Source organism: Natrinema pellirubrum DSM 15624 (genome assembly GCF_000230735.2).
Taxonomy (GTDB): Archaea; Halobacteriota; Halobacteria; order Halobacteriales; family Natrialbaceae; genus Natrinema; species Natrinema pellirubrum.
The window spans coordinates 600,951-620,168 of record NC_019962.1; the positions used below are offsets into that span (position 1 = coordinate 600,951).

13 protein-coding genes are annotated in these 19,218 nt (G+C 69.0%); 5 read left to right on the forward strand and 8 right to left on the reverse strand.

Annotated elements, in window-relative coordinates:
• Positions 1-179 precede the first annotated feature (179 nt).
• Entirely contained in the window at positions 180-3,356 is a 3,177-nt protein-coding gene (gene carB, locus NATPE_RS02975) for a carbamoyl-phosphate synthase large subunit (RefSeq protein ID WP_006180798.1), read from the forward strand.
• Positions 3,357-3,375: 19 nt separating this feature from the next.
• Here carB and NATPE_RS02980 read toward each other — a convergent pair whose 3' ends face one another.
• Together NATPE_RS02980 and NATPE_RS02985 are read right to left on the reverse strand one after the other, a co-directional pair.
• Complete coding sequence (locus NATPE_RS02980; RefSeq protein WP_049804868.1) at positions 3,376-4,176, reverse strand: alpha/beta fold hydrolase; 801 nt, start codon at positions 4,174-4,176, stop codon at positions 3,376-3,378.
• A gap of 90 nt (positions 4,177-4,266) precedes the next feature.
• On the reverse strand, positions 4,267-5,937 hold the full coding sequence (locus tag NATPE_RS02985) for a hypothetical protein (protein ID WP_006180800.1): 1,671 nt from the start codon (positions 5,935-5,937) through the stop codon (positions 4,267-4,269).
• Between the two features lie 212 nt (positions 5,938-6,149).
• On the opposite strand from NATPE_RS02985, the gene NATPE_RS02990 reads away from it, so the two are divergent.
• Positions 6,150-6,929: an ABC transporter ATP-binding protein gene (locus tag NATPE_RS02990; protein ID WP_006180801.1), complete on the forward strand. Its 780-nt coding sequence runs from the start codon at positions 6,150-6,152 to the stop codon at positions 6,927-6,929.
• Positions 6,930-7,115: 186 nt separating this feature from the next.
• Complete coding sequence (locus NATPE_RS02995) at positions 7,116-7,358, forward strand: hypothetical protein (RefSeq protein ID WP_006180802.1); 243 nt, start codon at positions 7,116-7,118, stop codon at positions 7,356-7,358.
• 61 nt (positions 7,359-7,419) lie between these two features.
• Here NATPE_RS02995 and NATPE_RS03000 read toward each other — a convergent pair whose 3' ends face one another.
• Positions 7,420-7,791 (reverse strand): cupin domain-containing protein, encoded by a 372-nt coding sequence (locus NATPE_RS03000; RefSeq protein ID WP_006180803.1) that lies wholly within the window; start codon positions 7,789-7,791, stop codon positions 7,420-7,422.
• A gap of 192 nt (positions 7,792-7,983) precedes the next feature.
• Between NATPE_RS03000 and folP the strand changes: the two genes are divergently transcribed.
• A complete protein-coding gene (gene folP / locus NATPE_RS03005) occupies positions 7,984-10,503 on the forward strand; it encodes a dihydropteroate synthase (RefSeq protein ID WP_006180805.1) in 2,520 nt (839 codons plus the stop codon).
• Between the two features lie 27 nt (positions 10,504-10,530).
• On the opposite strand, the gene NATPE_RS03010 is transcribed toward folP, so the two are convergent.
• Genes NATPE_RS03010 through NATPE_RS03020 form a run of 3 tightly spaced genes read right to left on the reverse strand, consistent with a single transcriptional unit; the run spans position 10,531 to position 17,585 of the window.
• Positions 10,531-14,289 (reverse strand): UvrD-helicase domain-containing protein, encoded by a 3,759-nt coding sequence (locus tag NATPE_RS03010; RefSeq protein ID WP_006180806.1) that lies wholly within the window; start codon positions 14,287-14,289, stop codon positions 10,531-10,533.
• Positions 14,282-15,334, reverse strand: coding sequence for a PD-(D/E)XK nuclease family protein (locus tag NATPE_RS03015; RefSeq protein ID WP_006180808.1), 1,053 nt, complete (start codon positions 15,332-15,334; stop codon positions 14,282-14,284). The genes NATPE_RS03010 and NATPE_RS03015 overlap by 8 nt, the downstream gene beginning before the upstream one ends.
• Entirely contained in the window at positions 15,327-17,585 is a 2,259-nt protein-coding gene (locus tag NATPE_RS03020; protein WP_006180810.1) for a hypothetical protein, read from the reverse strand. The genes NATPE_RS03015 and NATPE_RS03020 overlap by 8 nt, the downstream gene beginning before the upstream one ends.
• A gap of 138 nt (positions 17,586-17,723) precedes the next feature.
• Between NATPE_RS03020 and NATPE_RS03025 the strand changes: the two genes are divergently transcribed.
• Positions 17,724-18,128 (forward strand): CBS domain-containing protein, encoded by a 405-nt coding sequence (locus NATPE_RS03025; protein ID WP_006180811.1) that lies wholly within the window; start codon positions 17,724-17,726, stop codon positions 18,126-18,128.
• A 159-nt stretch (positions 18,129-18,287) separates the two neighbouring features.
• Here the strand turns inward: NATPE_RS03025 and NATPE_RS03030 are convergent, their stop codons facing one another.
• Entirely contained in the window at positions 18,288-18,647 is a 360-nt protein-coding gene (locus NATPE_RS03030) for a hypothetical protein (protein WP_006180813.1), read from the reverse strand.
• 148 nt (positions 18,648-18,795) lie between these two features.
• Positions 18,796-19,212 (reverse strand): hypothetical protein, encoded by a 417-nt coding sequence (locus tag NATPE_RS03035; RefSeq protein ID WP_006180814.1) that lies wholly within the window; start codon positions 19,210-19,212, stop codon positions 18,796-18,798.
• Positions 19,213-19,218 lie beyond the last annotated feature (6 nt).

Below are 19,218 nucleotides of genomic sequence, written 5' to 3' on the forward strand. Positions count from 1 at the left end.
GGGGAGCGAATGACGCACGTAGTTCACGCTTAACCGGCGGAGATCGGTCGTCGAAACCCGAAACCGGTGTCTCCGGTACCCGTCCGACGCCGTGGGTTCGAATTTCGAAAATCGATTTCGAGATTCGTACTGTATCGTGGGGCTTATTACGATGTGCGAACTCCGATTCGACAAGACAAATGAGTACGGACACCGCCACCGACGCCGAGACGGGCGACGGCCGCACGATCCTGTTGATCGGCAGCGGCCCGATCCAGATCGGACAGGCCGCCGAATTCGACTACTCGGGCGCACAGGCCTGCCGGGCGCTCCAGGAGGAGGGCGCTCGCGTCGTCCTCGTCAACTCGAATCCGGCGACGATCATGACCGACCCGGAGATGGCCGACGAGGTCTACATCGAGCCGATCACCACTGACGCCATCGCCGAGATCATCCGCAAGGAAAACCCCGACGGCGTCATCGCCGGGCTGGGCGGCCAGACCGGCCTGAACGTCACCGCCGAACTCGCCGAGGAGGGCGTCTTAGAGGAGTACGACGTCGAGATCATGGGGACGCCGCTGGATACGATCTACGCGACGGAGGACCGCGACCTCTTCCGCCAGCGCATGGAGAAGATCGGCCAGCCGGTTCCCGCCTCGACGACCATCTCGCTCGAGGCGGACGAAGAAGTCTCGGAGATGACTGAGGCCGACCTGAAAGAGCGCGTCGAGGCCGCCGTCGACGAGGTCGGCGGACTGCCGGTCATCGCCCGCACGACCTACACGCTGGGGGGCTCCGGCTCCGGTGTCGTCCACGAGATGGACGAACTGCTGCGCCGCGTCCGCAAGGGCCTGCGTCTCTCCCGGAACAGCGAGGTCCTCATCACGGAGTCCATCGCCGGCTGGGTCGAGTACGAGTACGAAGTGATGCGCGACGCCGACGACTCCTGTATCATCATCTGTAATATGGAGAACATCGACCCGATGGGCATCCACACCGGGGAGTCGACGGTCGTCACGCCGTCCCAGATCGTCCCCGACGAGGGTCACCAGGAGATGCGCTCGGCGGCGCTCGACGTTATCCGCGAACTCGGTATCCAAGGTGGGTGTAACATCCAGTTCGCCTGGCACGACGACGGCACCCCCGGCGGCGAGTATCGCGTCGTCGAGGTCAACCCCCGTGTCTCCCGTTCCTCCGCGCTCGCGTCGAAGGCGACCGGCTACCCGATCGCCCGCGTCACCGCGAAAGTCGCACTGGGCAAGCGCCTCCACGAGATCGACAACGAGATCACCGGCGAAACGACGGCGGCGTTCGAGCCCGCGATCGACTACGTCGTCACCAAGGTGCCCCGGTGGCCCAAAGACAAGTTCGATGACGTCGACTTCGAGCTGACGACGGCGATGAAATCGACCGGCGAGGCGATGGCGATCGGCCGCTCCTTCGAGGAGAGCCTGCTCAAGGCGCTTCGCTCCTCGGAGTACGAACCCGACGTCGACTGGGCCGAGGTCAGCGACGCGGAACTCGAGGAACAGTACCTCGAGCGCCCCTCGCCCGACCGCCCGTACGCCATGTTCGAGGCGTTCGAACGCGGCTACACCGTCGACGAGGTCGTCGACCTGACGGGCATCTTCGAGTGGTACACCGAGCGCTACAAGAACATCGCCGACTCGACGCTGGCGGCCCAGGAGGGCGACTTCACCGAGGCCGCGATCGCCGGCCACACCAACGCGACGATCGCCTCGGCCGCCGGTGCGGACGTCGACACCGTCGAAACCGAGGTTCCCGGCCGCACCTACAAACAGGTCGACACCTGCGCCGGCGAGTTCGAGGCCGAGACGCCGTACTACTACTCGGCGCGCAAGTCCGAGTTCGAGTCCGGCCCGCTGCTGGGCGACGCCGCCGCGGGCGAACTCGAGGTCGATCGCGACATCGAGAGCGTGATCGTCGTCGGCGGCGGTCCGATCCGCATCGGGCAGGGCGTCGAGTTCGACTACTGTTCGGTCCACGCCGTCCGCGCCCTGCGTGAACTCGGTATCGACGCCTACGTCGTCAACAACAACCCCGAGACGGTCTCGACCGACTACGACACCTCCGACGGCCTCTTCTTCGAGCCGATCACGGCCGAGGAGGTCGCCGACGTCGCCGAGGCGACCGGTGCCGACGGCGTGATGGTCCAGTTCGGCGGCCAGACTTCCGTCAACATCGGCGAACCCCTCGAGGACGAACTCAAACGCCGCGACCTCGACTGTGAGGTCATGGGCACGTCTGTCGAGGCAATGGACCTCGCGGAGGACCGCGACCGCTTCAACCTCCTGATGGAGGAGATGGGTATCTCCCAGCCCGACGGTGGTACCGCCTTCTCGGAGGAAGAGGCCCTCGAGCTGGCCCACGACATCGGCTACCCCGTCCTCGTGCGTCCTTCCTACGTGCTGGGCGGCCGCGCGATGGACGTCGTCTACAACGACGACGAACTCGAGACCTACATCGAGGAGGCGGTCCGCGTCGCACCCGACAAGCCGATCCTCGTGGACGACTTCCTTGAGGACGCGGTCGAACTCGACGTCGACGCCGTCTCGGACGGCCGCAACGTCATCATCGGCGGCATCATGGAACACGTCGAGAGCGCCGGTGTCCACTCCGGCGACTCCGCGTGTATGATCCCGCCCCGCTCGCTCGAGGAAGACACCTTAGAGCGCGTCCGCGAGGTCACCGAGGACATCGCCGAGGCGCTCAAGACCAAAGGCCTGCTGAACGTCCAGCTCGCGGTTCGTGACGGCGAAGTCTACGTGCTGGAAGCGAACCCGCGCTCCTCGCGTACCGTGCCCTTCGTCTCGAAGGCGACCGGCGTCCCGATCGCCAAACTCGCCGCGAAGGTCATGGCCGGCGAGACGCTCTCGAGCCTCGAGGCCGACGAGCAGATCCCCGAACACACCTCGATCAAGGAGGTCGTCCTGCCGTTCGACCGCCTGCCGGGCTCGGACCCGCGTCTCGGCCCGGAGATGAAATCTACCGGCGAGGTCATGGGCACGGCAAGCGACTTCGGCACGGCCTACTGGAAGTCCCAGCAGGCGGCCGGCAACGCCGTCAGCGAGGGGACCGCCGTCGTCGATCTCGACGTCGACGGCTTCGAAAACCACTTCGACATCGCGGCGTTCGACGACGTACCGGCGGCCATCCGCGAGGGCGAGGTCGACTTCGTCGTCAGCCGCGATCGCGACTCGCTCGAGATGGCCGTTGAAGAGGAGATCCCCTACCTCTCGACGGTCGCCAGCGCCGAGGCCTACGTCGAAGCGCTCGACGAGTTCGACGGCGATCTCGAGGTCGCGTCGGTCACCGAACGGCCGAAGCGCACCGCGAAGTGGGGCGTGTCGGAGTAAGACCGCTCGCCGACGGCGTCTATTCTCGAAGCCGTTCAGCCGTTTCACCGGTACACGCGAGTATCAACCGTGCCGCCTCGTCGGGGGCGTCCCAGTGTGGGTAGTGCCCGGCGTCCTCGAACCAGTACACCCGCGCGTTGGGGAACCGCTCCACGGCTCGTTTCGCCTGCCGTGGGAGCGTGACGCGGTCCTTGCGTCCCCAGCCGAGGACGACCGGTCCCGGCGTGTCGTCGGCGCCCGGTTGGCCGGGTCCGAAGGCCAACCGATACAGGAGTTCGTCGAACGACGGCGAGTCCGCGAAGGTCCGCATCTCCGCGAGCGCCACGTCGGGGGACAACGCCCAGGGTCGCGCCGAGAGCTGGGCCAACAGGGCGGTGCGACCCGCGGCGCTGTTCATCAGTCGCCCCATCACGGGCTGGAGCAACCGAACGAGCCGGATCGACGGGGCCAGCGTCGCGTAGAAGAAGTACCGCTCCCATCCCTCCCAGAACCCGCCGGGGTCGAGCGCGACCGTCGCGCCGATATCGCCCCGCCGCGCCAGTTCGAGGACGAGCCGCCCGCCCATCGAGTTGCCGACGGCGTCGACCCCCTCGAGGTCGTTCGCCGCCAGAAACGAGCCGACGGCGTCGGCGAGCGTCTCGACGGACGATTCGCCGGGCAGCGGCGGCGTCTCGCCGTGGCCGGGGAGGTCGACGGCGATCACTTCACGCTCGGCGGCCAGCGACTCGAGGACGGGGGTCCACGTTCGCCAGCTCCCGCCCAGTCCGTGAACGAGCAGTAACGGCTCGCCGCTCCCGCGGCGCACGGTGTTCATTCGCATGCGCTCCCCATGTGCGCCGACCGTGTAGAACCCCTGCATGATGGCAGGTTACGGACGCCGGCGCGGTGATACGCCGGCGAACGGAATCGCCTACTCGAAGTCGTACCAGTCGAACCGCTCGACACCGTAGCGGTAGGAAATCGGCGGCGCGAGCAGGCCGCCGATCAGCACGATCCACGACCCGATCGTGATCGCGCGGGCCGAGACCTCGACCTCGGGCAGCGGGGTCAACGCGGTGGCGGCTCGAAGCAGGCCGGCGATCGTCTCCGGGGCCTCGAGGTAGAGGACGGCGGCCGCGATCGCCGGCAGCGCGATCGCCAGCGTGTAGACGAGGAACGCGGTCTTGCTCGGCATCACCGCCTCGCGGTTGTTGGTCACGCTGACGCTGCCAAACCGGGGGAACGCCGAGCCGATCCCCGACGCCAGCGCCGGCGTGGCGATCGCCCCGACGACGGTCCCGGCGACGAGGACGCCGGTCCGCTCGAGCGAGAGGGGGCTGACGACCCCGAGGACGAGCGGGACGACCACCGCGAACGGGACGGCGACGAGGGCAGCGGCGACGATCCGGCCGCGGATCGCGTCTCGACCGGTGAGCGTCGACGTGACGACGGCGGGCAGTGCCGGCCCGAGATCGCCGAGCGGGTTGAGCGTGAACAGCGCGCCGGCCGCCCAGACGACGTACAGACAGAACAGCGCGACCATGAACGACGGGACGGTCCCGGACTCGATGATCTGCTGGATGAACCCGATGGCACCGAGCAGCGGGTAGCCGACGTACGCGAGCCGGATCGGCGAGCGTTTCGTCCGTCGGATCGCCGTCACGGCTACGGTTCGGACTGGCCGCGTGAGGACACCCGAGAGGGCTCCCGTGAGCCGGTCGTCGCCCCGTTCGACGGTCGGGTCGGGTTCGTCCTCGGTTCGGGCCGCATCGGCGAACCAGTGGGTCCGTGCGCCGGCCGTCCCGACGGCGAGGGCGGCACCGACGACGAGCAGCGAGCCGACCGCCGCACCGCCGATCGCGACCATCGACGAATCGATGATGGGGACGCCGACCAAAAGGAGGTGGCCGGGCCAGCCCAGCGGGCTGGCCTGCAGGTGCCGAAAGAGCGTCGCCGCGATCTCGTTGATTCCCCCGGTCATGATCACACCGAAGTACGCGACCCAGAAGGCGGCAAACAGCAGCGTCCGGTACTTAGCGATCGGTTCGTAGGCGGTGATCAGGTGGCGAACCCAGACGCCGACGGCGAACCCGACCGGGACGGCGGTCGCGATGATCACCACTAGGAAAAGCGGCGCGACCAGAACGGGTACTACAGTTCCCGCACCGGAGGCAAACGCCGCGGCGAACACAACCGCCGGCAGCAGTACCCAGGTCAGAAAACGGGCGATCTCCGCACCGACGAGGCCGACGACGGCGTTGCGGACCGACGTCGACAACAGGAGAAAGGCCGGCTTATCGACGTCAGCGGTCGTCGTGACCGCCCGCATGACGGCCATGACGACCAGAAACAGCCAGAGAAGCGCGGTTCCACCGGTGACAAACTCCGTGATCGTTGTGGTGCCGGACGCCGACAGCGAGCCGGCGGCGGCACGTTCGCCCAACTCCGGCAGGAAGAGGACCCCGACTGCCGTAATCGGGCCGAGCGCGATCAGCAGGGCGATCGCGATCAGAAACAACCGCGTCCGGTTGCCCACGATAGCGCGAGCGGTCCGCCGGAACTCCGTTTCGGTGATCGTACGGGCGATAGCGGCTTGTCCCATCAGCGATCACCTCGAGTCGATCGCAGCGTGCGGGGATGGACAGGGCTCATAGTCAGGTCTGCGTAACGCATTCAGTAAAATATTCGGTCTTTGTCATCACTGCGGCGTCGCCCGGTCGGCCGAATCAGCTCCGACTCGAGGCGGTCGCCCGCGGCCGTTGACGACCGACACTTATGACACACATTTAACTATAGCGGTACGAAAAGACATCTATGAGCCCTGTCGACGCCCTCGCTATCGAGACCGATGGCCTGACGAAACGGTACGGCAACACGACGGCGGTCGACGATCTGACGATGCAAGTCGAGCGCGGGACCGTTTACGGCTTTCTCGGCCCCAACGGCGCGGGGAAGACGACCACGATGCGGATGCTGACGACGCTGACGCGGCCGACCGCAGGAACGGCCAGCGTCGCCGGCCACTCGATCGTCGACCGCGAGTCAGTCACCCCCCACATCGGCTACCTGCCCGAGGAACCGCCGGTTTACGACGAACTCACCGGCCGGGAACAGCTCGAGTACGCCGCCGGGCTGCGCGATCTGCCCGACGACGAGGCCAGCGAGCGCATCGAGTCGCTGCTCGAGCGGTTCGACCTGCTCGAAGACGCGAACAAGCGCATCGAGGACTACTCGAAGGGGATGCGCCAGAAGGTCGGCGTCATCCAGGCGGTGTTACACGAGCCCGACGTCGCCTTCCTCGACGAGCCGACGAGCGGGCTCGACCCCCGCGCGGCCCGAACGATGCGCGACACCATCGCCGATCTCGCCGACCACGAGATGACCATCTTCCTCTCGACGCACATCCTCCCGGTCGTCGACGAGCTGGCCGATACGATCGGCGTCCTCCACGACGGCGAACTCGTCGCCGAGGACGACCCCGAACGGCTCAAGACCCGCGCCGAAACCGGCGACGCCCGTAGTCTCGAGGACGCCTTCCTCGATATCACCCGCGACCACGACGACGAGGTGGCGGCCGAACCGTCCGCGGAGTGATCGAGCGGGTCGATCGGCGACGGACCGATCGACCGCCCCCCGTGCCGTCACGATGGAGTCGGGGGAGAGGAAGACACACGAGACTGGCTGAGGCTGTCGTAGCAGGGCTGCGGGGTGTTCTGTGGCTCTCGTTTCCCGCATATTTTAGTATTCGGCAGTCGTACGTTCGTTCGGAGGTGAGAATCGATGGTACGGAGAGACATCACTGGATTCGACACGGTTGCTCGCATCGTTGACCGCCTCTCGACGATCGACCGATACGATTGCCTGCTCGGACTGATCCCGACGGCGCTGACGGTCGCGGCGCTCGTCGGACAGGTCCTCGATCTCCCCACCGAGGCGACGCTCCTCGGTGGCGTTGCCATCGCCTTACTGGCCCTGCTCGATGGACTGTTCTTCCGCCCGCCGACCGGGCTGCAGGGCACGTGAGCCGTTCGTCGCCCCCTCGAGTCCCGACCGGAGGCGAGTCGCCGTCACGACGACGGCCGCGCTACGGATCGAAAACGCCGCGTCGCAACCCCTCGCGGACGGGGTCGTGTTCGGCGTCGGTCGGCGGCGGGCTCGTGACCAGCAGGGCCTCGAGCCGTTCGTCCTCGCTCGCTCGAATCCCCCGGTCGACGTCGGCTTCCACGACGACGATATCGTCGGGTTCGACCGCGTGTTCGGTCTCGCCCTCGCGGACGACGCCCGTACCCGACCGGACACAGATCGTCACGTCGCTGCCCGGCGCGTGGACCGGGATGAACTGTCCGGGCTCGAAGTAGCCACAGACGACCTTGATCCGGTCGTTTTTGAACACTGGCTGTGCGCTGAACTGCTCCTCGTCGTACGCCCGTTCGGCGTCGAAATCGGTTGCTGGCATGGCTGAATCCTCGGCGGATCTAGGTCCGCCTAATTCCGTACCGGAGGAGAGACGGGCCGGCGGGGTCGGTCTTCCCCCGAACATATTGGCCCGTCCTGGGGAGCGCACGGGAAGCCGGGAACGGCCGCCTCGAGGCGACGCGAGCGGTCCGCGAACGGAATACTCTAAAACGACCGGGTGCTGTGGTTTCGTATGGAGTATCACGAGGCGGCGGACTTCTTATTCGATCTGCGTCGGTTCCGCCCGAAGCCGGGCACCGAGTCGACGGCCCGGCTACTCGCCCACTTCGGGACCCCCCACGACGACGTCGACTGCGTCCAGATCGCCGGCTCCAACGGGAAGGGAAGCACGGCCCGAATGGTCGAGCGCACGCTGCGGGAGGCCGGCTACTCCGTCGGCCTCTACACCTCGCCCCACCTCGAGGACCTCCGCGAACGCGTCCGCGTCGACGGCCGGAAGATGCCTCAGTCGGCCGTCTGCGAGTTCGTCGACGCCGTTCGCGAGTACGTGACGACCCGCGGTGCCGACGGCGAGTCGCCGACCTTCTTCGAGACGATGACCGCCATGGCGCTGTGGCAGTTCGGCCGCGAGGACGTCGATGTCGCCGTTCTCGAGGTCGGCATCGGCGGGAAGTACGACGCCACCAGCGTCGTCGATCCGGTCGCCAGCGCGGTCACGAGCGTCACGCTGGAACACACGGGGATCCTCGGCGACACCGTCGGGGAGATCGCCCGCGACAAGGCCCACGTCGCGCCGAGCGAGGCCCCGCTCGTGACCGGTACGACCGGGGACGCGCTCGCGGCGGTCCGCGAGGTCGCCGGCGACGTGGTCACCGTCGGCCCCTCACCCGCGGGGGAGTCGGACCCCACCGCGCCGGACGTTCGCGTCGCCTACGACGGCCGGACCAACCACACCGAAGCCGCCGTTTCGATCGACGCCGACGACTGGGACCTCGAGACCGAAATTCCGCTGCTGGGCGAGCATCAGGCCGTCAACGCCGGTATCGCGGCCGCCCTCGCCCGCCAGATCGGTGACGTCTCCGAAACCGACCTCGCCCGCGGCCTGCGCAGCGCCCACTGGCCGGGCCGGTTCGAGGTGATGGACACCGAGCCGCTGGTGGTCCTCGACGGCGCGCACAACCCCGGTGCCTGCGAGGGGCTCGCGACGACGCTCGAGACGTACGACTACGACGACCTCCATCTCGTCTTCGGCGCGATGCACGACAAGGACCACCGCGAGATGGCCGCCGCCCTGCCGACGCCGGCCTCGATCGTGACGACCGAGCCGACGCTGGACCGAGCCGAGGAGCCGGCGGTCCTCGCCGAGGCGTTCGCCGACGCCGGTGTCGGCCGCGTCCGGACCGAGGCTGCCGTTCAGGACGCGCTGGCGACCGCGCTGGCCGACGCCGACGGCGACGACTGCGTCCTCGTGACCGGGTCGCTGTTCGCGGTCGCAGAGGCCCGCTCCCGATGGACCCGCATTGACGTCCCCAAACGGATTCGGGACCGTTCGGACGCCCGCGCCGCCCTCGCGGAGGCCAACGTCGCGGCGGGCGACGTCGAGCGACTGGACGGCGACGCCGTCCACCGAGTCGTCAGGACGGCCCTGCGGGATCGACAGGCGACGGTCCTCAAGGAGGAACTGCTGCGGCTGGGCGGCGAGTGTGCCCTGTCGGGCCTCGAGCGCGACGACGAGGCCGTCGACGCCGTCCTGATGGGAACCATAGCGCAGTTCGAGTCCCTCGTCGAGGCCCTCGAGGCCCGCTCGCGGCCCCACGGGCTGGCCGACGTGGCCGGCGAACTGCGAGCGACCCTCGAGATCGACGCGAGCGACGAGTCGCGGACGACGATCCGTCCCGCGGACGACTCCCGAGGCGACGACGCGGGCCACCGATCCCCCTGGGACGACCGGACAGCCGTCATGGGCATCCTGAACGTCACACCCGACAGCTTCCACGACGGCGGCGAGTACGACGCCCTCGAGGACGCCGTCGACCGCGCCGAGGCGATGGTCGCGAACGACGTCGACATCATCGACATCGGCGGCGAGTCGACCCGTCCCGGTGCGGATCCGGTTTCGGTCGACGAGGAACTCGAGCGCGTGGTGCCCGTCATCGAGCGGATCGCCGATCTCGATGCCCGGATCTCCGTCGACACGCGCCGCGCCGCGGTCGCCGACGCGGCCCTCGAGGCCGGCGCGGACATCGTCAACGACGTGTCGGGGCTCGAGGACCCCGAGATGCGGTTCGTCGCCGCCGACCACGACGCGGGGCTAGTCGTGATGCACAGCATCGACGCGCCGGTCGTCCCCGACCGCGACGTCGACTACGACGACGTCGTCGCGGACGTGATCGACCAGCTTTCCGAACGCGTGTTGCTCGCGGAGAAGGCGGGTCTCGACCGCGAGCAGATCATCGTCGATCCCGGCATCGGCTTCGGCAAGTCCGCCGCCGAGAACTTCGAACTGCTCGACCGGATCGACGAGTTTCGGGCGCTTGGCTGTCCCGTCCTCTTCGGGCACTCTCACAAATCCATGTTCGCCAAAGTCGGCCGTGAGGGCGGCGAGCGACTCGAGGCGACCGTCGCGGCGACGGCGCTCGCGGCGGATCGCGGGGCCGACATCGTCCGGGTCCACGACGTAACCGAAAACGTCGCCGCGGTCCGGACGGCGCTGGCCGCGCACGATCCGGAGCAGTTCGACTGGCGGTCGTAAGAGCTACTTTTTCCGCCCGTCCGAGCCTCAGTCGTCGTCCGAAACACCCGTATCCGGCGTCCACTCGTCCGGTCCACAGCCCAGCGACCGGTGCGGACAGTGCCGGCAGTGGTCGCCCGGTGTCGTCTCCGTGAACGAGGGCTCGTCGACCGCCGCGAGCGTCTCGAGGACCGACTCCCAGGCCGGTAGCTCGTCGGGATCGAACAGGTCGACGCGGGGGCCGTCGACGTCGCCGACGTAGACGTAGCCGACCGCGGCGATCGGCTCGTCGAACCGCCGCTCGCAGGCCCGCAGATACAGCGCCAACTGGACGGCGTCCTCGGGGGCGATCCGCTCGGCGGTGGCCTTGTAGTCCAGCACGGTCAGTCCGCCGTCGGGGAGCCGCCGGACCGAGTCGACGTAGCCGACCACGTCCCCGGTCACGTCCGCGACGTCCTCGAGCGAAAACGGGAGTTCCGCGGCCAGGGGTTCCCAGTCGGCGACCGGCCGGTCGTATGCGGGCGCGGTCGCCGCGAAGTACCGATCGATACAGGCGAGGACGGGCTCGCGGTACGCGAGCAGATCCCGCGCGGTGAGCTGGCGGACGGCGGCCTCGCGCCAGGCCTCGCAACCCTCGTACTCGCGGTGGAACGCTTCCTCGGCGACGTCGTGGAAGACAGTGCCGACGAGCCGAGAGGCCGCGTCGTCGGTTTCCGTCGCGGTCCCCTCCGTGTCGTCTACTGTCCTGTCCGCCGGCTCCGCCGTCGCCGGCGGATCGTCGAACGCCCGAACGACGTGATCGAGATAGTGTTTGCGCGGACAGGTCTCGTGGGTGTCCATCGCGGAGTAGCTGTGTCGCATCGCGACGGGCAGCTCGGTCGCGGTCGCGAGCGTCTCGACGGGGAACCGGACGGTGTCGGTCGTCAGCGCGGACGGGCGGCGCCCGCTCGGTACCGGCCGGTCGCTGCCCCCCGCCTCGAGGCCGCCGTGGCTCGTGGCGTCGGCGGCGGGCAGCAACGATCCGTCCCGAAGCTGTCGGCCCAGTCGGTGGACCGTCTCGATCGCCTCGCGGGTCTCGAGGGGTTCGACGGGGCGGTCGCCGTAGCCGGCGTAGTAGGTGATCGTGCCGGGGGTCTCGCCGGCCGAGGCGGCGATCTCGTCGGTGCGATCGACCACGGTTTCGGGGTAGGCCTCCCGGACCCGCTCGACGCTCTCGGTCAGCGACGACCAGAGATCCATCCGCCGGCCGGTCACCGACCACGCGATCTCGTCGGCCAGGCAGGCGTCGGCGGTCGCGGCCGCGAGCCCGTCGGCCGGGTCGTACTCGTACTCGGCCCCGAAGAGGAACAGGTGGTTCGCAGCGCGGGTGAGCGCGACGTGGAGGACTCGCCACTCCTCGGCGACCGAGTCGGCGGCCAGATCGGCCGTCAGCGGCGAGTCGACGTCGTCGTCGAGCGTCGCCGCCAGCAGGCGGTCCCGGGCGCGGTCGGCGTAGTCGCCCTCGACGCACCACTCCTCGTCCGAGAGGAAGGGGACGAGGACGGTGTCGAACTCCAGTCCCTTGGCCTGATGGACCGTCATCACGTCGACGCAGTCCGCCGAGTGGCTCCCCCGGGTACGGTCGCCCCCGCCGCTTCGTAGCGTCGCCGCGAGCGCGTCCACGAACTCCCCCGAGAGCGACTGGACGACCCCATCGGACTCGTAGGCCTCGACGAACCGCTCGATGCGGTCGAACTCCGATCGCTCCTTGCCCGTACAGAACCACTCGAGCCGGGTCACGTCCCTGAACCGCCGCACGAACCCCGACAGCGGATAGACGTCGCGGTACTCCTCGAGGATCGCGAGGTGGTCCCGGACCGTCTCGAGTCGGTCGGGTGCCTCGAGAGCGAGCGTCGTCGGATCTGCCTCGGTCACGGCGTCGTACAGCGACCCGTCCCGTCGCTGGAGCGTCGCCAGATCGCTCTCGGAGAACCGGTACCGATAGAGTAACACGCGCCGGAGGTGGGCGTCCGCGCCCGGGTCGACCAGCACTCGGAGGTACGACAGCGCCGTCCGCAGGCCGGGCGAGACCTCGCCTCGCGGCGAGCCCGACACCTCGTAGGGGATCCGCAGCGACCGGAGTTCGTCAGCCACCGCCTGCGCGTGGCGGTTGGTTCGGACGATGACCGCGAGATCGCCCAGCGATCGCTGCGGGACGTTTTCCGCCTCTCCATTGAGAAGTCGCGAGACCGTCGTCGCGACCTGTTCCGGCGTCGACTGGGGAATCTCGTCGCTCTCGATTTTGACGACGCGATCCGGCGGGTCGGCCTCGTCGTAGGTCCCCTCGGTTCGGCCGTGTTCGCGCAGCGTCTTCGAGGACTGGTGGGCGTAGTCACAGGCGTTTGTCAGCGCGAGGATCTCCTGTCGCGAGCGGAAGTTGAGTTCGAGTTCGATCCCGCGGTGATCGTCCGCGGTCGTCGCCAGCCGGTCGAGCCCCTCGCGGTCGGTGCCGCGCCAGCCGTAGATAGCCTGGTCCTTGTCGCCGATCGCGAGCAGGTCGGGCCGGTCGGGGCCGTCGGTGAGTTCGGTCAGTAACGAAAACTGGGTCGCGTCGGTATCTTGGAACTCGTCGCAGTAGACCTGCGTCCACTGGCCGGTGATCTCCGGGGCGACGGCGTCGTCCTCGAGCAGCGTCGTCGCTGTCCGCACCAGCTCGTCGAAGTCCAGCGCCCGCTCGGCCTCGAGGTGGTCGTGATAGTCCGCGTAGACGTCGGTGTAGTGGCGGGCCAGCCGGAGGAACTCGACGTAGTGTTTGAGCCGGCCGAAAGGCGTCTGCTCGAGCCGTTCCGTGGCCGACCCCCAGATTTCGTTGCCAAACAGCGCCCGCGGGAGGTGTTTCGTGGTCGGCTCTGCGAGGTCGAGCGTCCCGATCGCGTTCGTCACGCAGGTCTGGAGCGCCCGCAGATAGCGATCGATGTCGCGAACCACGTCCTCCGCCCGGAAGGCGTCGGGTGCTTCGGCGATCTTCTCGCGGCAGTACTCGATGAGCTTGCCGTAGTCGACCAGCGACTCGCGGGCGGTCCCAAGGTGGTCCTCGTCGTTGAACCACCGCAGCGCCTCGTTGTCGAAGGACAGCTCCGCGTCGGCGGTCCGCTCGAGCCAGAGGACGAACTCGGCACACAGCTCGAGAGTCCGGACCGACGGCAGCGCCGACCGGAGTCGCTCGGGGGTGATTCCCTCTCGACTTATCGCGGCGATAAAGTCGTCGACCGCGTCGGCGAGGTCAGCCGTCCCCTCGTCCGGGCGGGCCGAGGCGGCCGCGAAGTCGTAGTCGTTGCTCGCGAGCAGGCGGCCGACGATCCGGCGGCGCTTGCGCTCGGTGACGACCTCGAAGTCGGGCGCGTAGCCGAGGTAGTAGGCGTACTCGCGGACGAGCCGGTAACAGAACGAGTGGTAGGTGTAGACGTCGATCGCCGCGGCGGCGTCGGGCGAGAGTCGCTCGGCGACCGCGTCGCGGATGCTCGCGGCGGCCTCGTTGGCGAAGGTCAACACGAGGACGTCCTCGGGGTCGACGTCGCCGCGCTCGATGGCGCGTTCGATCCGCAACAGCATCGTCGTCGTCTTCCCGGTCCCGGCCCCCGCGTCGACGGAGGTACAAGCCGCGTCGCTTTCGATGACGGCCCGCTGGTTGCCCTTGGGGTCGACGCCGGCCGCAAACGCGTGGCCGGGCGCGTCGCCGGCGTCGGCTCGGGTCGTGCCGCGATCGGTCCCGGACTCGAGCCCGTCCGTCGGATCGCGGTCGGGGCCGCTGCGGCGGTCCTCAGCCATCGAATCCCACCTCCCGAGCGATGTAGTCCTGACAGCAGACGGTGTACTCACACGTCGGGCAGGCGTGGTCCTCGATCGCCGCCCACCGCGCCGTGGGGTCGTACGGTCCCGAAACCAGCTCGGCAGCAACCGTCGCGAGCCGGTCGTCGACGGTCTCGTTGCGATGCTCGTGGGTCATCCCGAAGGTGTGGTGATCGACGTAGCCGTCGGTCAGGTCGACGATCTCGAGGCTCGTCTCGACGTCGTCGCGGACCCAGTTCACCGCCGTCCCCGACCGATCGGCGAGCGGAATCTGCACGTACCGACAGGTCCGATCGCCCAACTCGAGCCGGTCGCGGAGCCCGCGGAGCCCGTCGAGGACGACGGCGGTCTCGAGGAGCGCGCCGACGGGAGCGGGGTCGAACGCCGCCGATTCGGGGTCAAAGTGATCGGTAAAGTGGGAAGCGACGTCGCCCTCCCAGTCCGATCGGTACCGGAGAAGGCCAAGCGGCGCCACGGTCGGCACGAATCGGACGCCGACGAGCGACGAGCCGTCGGCGGTGACGTAGTCGACCGTCGCGTCGATCCGCACCGATTCGGGGGCCGACGGCGACTCGTCCCCGCGGTCCGCACTCGATAGCTCGACCGTACTCGAGAGCGGGAGTCCCGGCCCGACGAGTTCGCCGTCGGTCGCTTCGGCCTCGAGTCGCTCGATCCCCGCGGCGTGGTCGACGCCGACGGCATCGACGTACGCGGCGGCCGTCGCCTCGAGGACGCGCCGCTCGTGGCGGCGCTGGGTCGCCGAATGAAAGCGCTCGTCGTGGTCGGCCCACAGCGTCGCCAGCCGGTCCGCGGCCATCGACTCGAGGGCCTCGCGGTCCGCATCGGCATTTCGGAGCGCATCACAGAGCGCGGTCCGCAGCAGGTCGACCCGGTCGTCGCCGGCCGCCGCCTCGCCCTCGAGTTCGTGGACGTGGGCGAACTCGTACTGGCGGGGACAGCGGAGGCCGGTCCGGAGTCCCTCGACGGAGAGCGTGGGAACGGCCGCTGCGTCGGCGTCACTCATCTCGGACCACCTCGCCCGCGGCGAACTCGAACTGCGACCGGACCGCCTCGGCGAGTTCCGGGTCGATATCGCCGTCCTCGAGGACGACCGCGATCTCCTCGAACAGCGTCTCGGTCTCGCCGAGGTCGGCCTCACCCCCCGTACTCGCCTCCCGGAGGAGCCGCTCGAGTTCACCCCGCGGCTGGGAAAGCAGCGCCTCGACGGCGTCGGTCTCGCCGTGGATCGCCGCCCCGGCGGTCGCGTCGACGGATTCGAGGGCGAGCCCGGGCGTCGCGTCGATCAGTTGCAAGTACCGCGACTCGTCGTGGGTCCGGCGGAGGCCGCCCGACCCCCGCTCGTAGGAACACAGATAGAGGGCGCGTTCGGCGGCGCGGGCCCCGAGAGCGAGCCGGCGTCGGGATCGCTGTGCGTGGTAGGTCTCGAAGCGGTCGCCGACGCCGTCGGCGTCGACGGTGGCGAAGGTGTCGGCGATGGCGTCGACCGACGGATCGGTGACCGCGGGATAGCTCGGCATCGATCGGAGCCACGCCCCGGGGAACAGCTGGGTGAGAAACTGCTTGCCCGGATAGGTCTCGTCGGTCAGATCGAGCAGGAACACTGCCCGCCGCGAGTCGTATTTGAGGTCGCCGACGGCACAGACGGTCACGCCGCCGGTCGGCGGCCGCGTCTCGACCGAATGCACGTACGGCGCGTCGTACTGGATCGTCCGCCGGAGCATCCGGCGCAGCCCCTGCCAGTCCGGCCCCACGAGGTCCGTCTCCTCGACGAACGCGGCGATTTCGAGGACGCGACGGACGCCCTCGTAGCCCTCGCGGGCGTCGACCCACGCTTCCTCGCGGGCGATCCGTCCTTTGAGGTCCGTCCGCCGGATCCAGCGCTCGAGCGAGCGCCGGACGCTCGAGCCGGCGGTCTCGGCGAGCAGGTCGGCCGAGAACGCCGGCACCCGGGCCCGGAGCCGATCCAGCGACGCGGTCAGGGAATCGGGCCGGTCCCGGTCGGGGTCGACGGGATCGGCGTCGGCTCGCTCGAGTGCGTCGCCGTCCCGTTCCCGCTCGCACTGACAGGTAACGACCGCGTAGAGTTCGTTGACGGCGGGGTCTTCGGCTAGCGAGGGAGTGCCGATCGTCGCCGTCGGGACGCCGGCCTCGCGGAGCCGCCGTCTGGTTTCGGGGACGCGCTCGATCCGTGGGACGGCGACGGCGAACTCGTCGAACGGCCAGCCGTGGCGGTCGCGTAGCGACTGGATCTCGGTAGCGACCGCCCGGGTCTGTTCACGAGCGGTCTCGGTCCGGAGCCGTCGGGCCCGGCCGGCCGGCTCCGCGTCCGTCGCGTCGGCGGCCGCCGATTCGGCGCTCTCGTCGGAACCCGCGCTCCCCGGCACCTCGCCGGTCGCGAGGAACCGCGTGATCGCCCGGTGTGGCGGCCCGTCGTCGTCCGACGGCGGCTCGAGCGACTCGACCGCGAGCCCGGCTTCGGTCGCAATGTCGGCGACTCCTCCGGGCTCGACCCGCGTCCGCTCGACGCTGGCGTGGCGTTCACCGAGACAGACGAGATCGGCGTCCGCCGCCAGCGCGGCGAGATAGCGGCGGTCGAGCCGGCGGTACTCCTCGAACTCGACGGCCAGCACGGCGTCGAAGGCGGCGGTCACGCGGGATCGCAGGCCGTCCGCGTCGGCCTCGAGCAGGTCGACCGCCCGGGGGATCACGTCCGCCCGCTCGACGTAGCCCCGGTCGGCGAGTTCGTCGTGGAATCGGTCGTTCATCGCGTAGAGGAAGGCCAGACAGTCGTGAGGGTCGTCGAGGTCCGCGAGGCGGATCCGTTGGCGGGTCGCCTCGAGCAGGAACTGGCCCACATCGCGGGAAAAGCCCTCGTGGTCGGCGGCGCGCTCGAGGTAGTCGGGGACGGATCGGCTCGCGCCGTCGATCACCAGCGAGATGAGTTCGATGCGTTCCTCGTACTCGAGGCGGTCGAGGGTCGGGTCGTACGTCTCGATGGTCTTGGAGGCGTGTTCCGGCAGCGACTCGACGCGGGGCGAGCGGGGGCCGTCGGCGCGCTCGAGGGGCGCGTCGGCCAGCGCCTCGGTCAGCGATGCCAGGCCCGCCGGATGCCGTTTCAGCACCAGCACGTTCCGCGGGCCGTGGTCGGCGGCGAGGGCGGCGTACTCGTCGGCGACGGCCGCGAGGAGGGCGTCGCTGTGCGCGGGTTCGGGGAGGAGTTTGCACGTTCCCTCGAGGGTTGGCGAGGACGGCATTACACGTCACCCTGTATGGCCGATTTCGTATTTAAATGTGCGCCACTCTCCCGTCCGGTCGCTCGGAGACGGCTCGGCTGCTCCGTACGCCTTCCGCAGTCCAACAATTCTTATATTCTCTACCGAATACCGTACGGTATGGAAGACATTTTCGTCGCGCGAGTCATGTCAACGGATGTCTATACGGTCGCGCCGGATACGCTCGTCGAGGACGCCGCGGGCGAGATGCTCGACAACGGGATCGGGTCGGTTGTCGTCGTCGACGACGACAACCGGCTCGAGGGGATCCTGACGACGACGGACTTCGTTCGGATCGTCGCCGAGCGAAAGCCCAAGGACCGGACCCCGGTTTCGACCTACATGAGTACGGACGTCGTCACTGTCGGGGCACAGGACAGCATCCGCGACGCCGCCGACGTGATGGTCGAACGCGGCTTCCACCACATCCCCGTCGTCGACGAGGACGAGGGCGTCATCGGGATGGTCACGACATCGGACTTGGCCGGCTACATCTCGCGGGTACAGGAGCCGAGTCCCGAGTAGCCCCCCGGTCGGGCTCCGACGGACTCTCCGGTCGTCGCTCCCGATGCGTCGCTCCGGCGTACAGCTTTTCATACCGCTCGTCGCCGTCATCCGCCGACCAGTCATCCGAGTGCCGGTCGGCGGACCATGCCCGACGGGCCGAGCCGGGTCCCGTGTCCGTTACGACGAGTCGACCTCGTCCCCGGGCGCATCGTCCTCAGTCATCCAGCGGACGACCTCGCCCAGTCGTTCCCGCAACCGCCGCGCCTCTGTCGGCGTCAGCTCGACGTCCGCGTGGCCGGTCGCGTGGTCCCCCGCCATCGCGTCGATGCTCAGCACGACTCGGTGGCGGTCCTCCGCTTCGGGCCGCACCGAGATATCGGCCCGTTCGGGATACTCCCGCGGCGGCCCCATCTCGAGGTCGAGTTCGCCCCGCGTGACGCCGATCCGGACCCGCTCGGCGTCCTCGAGGTCGAACGAGTCCGTCCGCGCCTCCTCGGTCGCCGGCGGTTCGTCGGTGTGTGTCTCGTTCTCTCCCATGTCCTGGAGTTGACCGTCCGTCCCCTTGGCTGTACGCCCGGTCGTCACTCCGAAAGTTGCGCCACGAAGGACCGACGACGGCGACGCCATCGTGAACGGGCAGGCCCGGGACCGACAGCCGGTACGACCCGCCGCTGTGGCTCTCCCGTCACTCGACCGCGAAGATCTCCGCATCCAACAGCCGCCCGCCGGTCCAGCACTCGCGGGCGAACCAGCCGAAATACCCCACCGCGAAGACGGTTAGTGCGGCCGTGAGCAGCCACGGCACGCTTCCGACGGCGAACGCGCCGAGTTGGGTGAGGCCGAACCCGCCACAGCCCACGGCGAGCAGACAGACCCCGACCGCGGCCACGCGGGGCCAGCCGACGGTGCGTCCGGCAATCGCGAGTCGCTCTCGCGTCCCTGCAAGGAAGAGCGTGACGCCGACAGCACCGAGCCACCCGGCCGGAACCAGCGTCGAGACTGCGCCCCGCTCGCCACCGACGACGAACAGTCCGGCCAACAACAGGGTCGCGACGCCGCCGCCGGTGAACCCGCGGCGGACGACGGTCTTCAATCGATTCATCGCTCG

Bases quoted from the DNA above. Each gene is read 5' to 3' on its own strand.
- NATPE_RS03020 (WP_006180810.1), bottom strand. From the start codon at position 17,585: ATGCCGTCCTCGCCAACCCTCGAGGGAACGTGCAAACTCCTCCCCGAA.
- NATPE_RS03000 (WP_006180803.1), bottom strand. From the start codon at position 7,791: ATGCCAGCAACCGATTTCGACGCCGAACGGGCGTACGACGAGGAGCAG.
- NATPE_RS03030 (WP_006180813.1), bottom strand. From the start codon at position 18,647: ATGGGAGAGAACGAGACACACACCGACGAACCGCCGGCGACCGAGGAG.
- NATPE_RS02990 (WP_006180801.1), top strand. From the start codon at position 6,150: ATGAGCCCTGTCGACGCCCTCGCTATCGAGACCGATGGCCTGACGAAA.
- carB (WP_006180798.1), top strand. From the start codon at position 180: ATGAGTACGGACACCGCCACCGACGCCGAGACGGGCGACGGCCGCACG.
- NATPE_RS02980 (WP_049804868.1), bottom strand. From the start codon at position 4,176: ATGCGAATGAACACCGTGCGCCGCGGGAGCGGCGAGCCGTTACTGCTC.
- NATPE_RS02995 (WP_006180802.1), top strand. From the start codon at position 7,116: ATGGTACGGAGAGACATCACTGGATTCGACACGGTTGCTCGCATCGTT.
- NATPE_RS02985 (WP_006180800.1), bottom strand. From the start codon at position 5,937: ATGGGACAAGCCGCTATCGCCCGTACGATCACCGAAACGGAGTTCCGG.
- folP (WP_006180805.1), top strand. From the start codon at position 7,984: ATGGAGTATCACGAGGCGGCGGACTTCTTATTCGATCTGCGTCGGTTC.
- NATPE_RS03010 (WP_006180806.1), bottom strand. From the start codon at position 14,289: ATGGCTGAGGACCGCCGCAGCGGCCCCGACCGCGATCCGACGGACGGG.
- NATPE_RS03025 (WP_006180811.1), top strand. From the start codon at position 17,724: ATGGAAGACATTTTCGTCGCGCGAGTCATGTCAACGGATGTCTATACG.
- NATPE_RS03035 (WP_006180814.1), bottom strand. From the start codon at position 19,212: ATGAATCGATTGAAGACCGTCGTCCGCCGCGGGTTCACCGGCGGCGGC.
- NATPE_RS03015 (WP_006180808.1), bottom strand. From the start codon at position 15,334: ATGAGTGACGCCGACGCAGCGGCCGTTCCCACGCTCTCCGTCGAGGGA.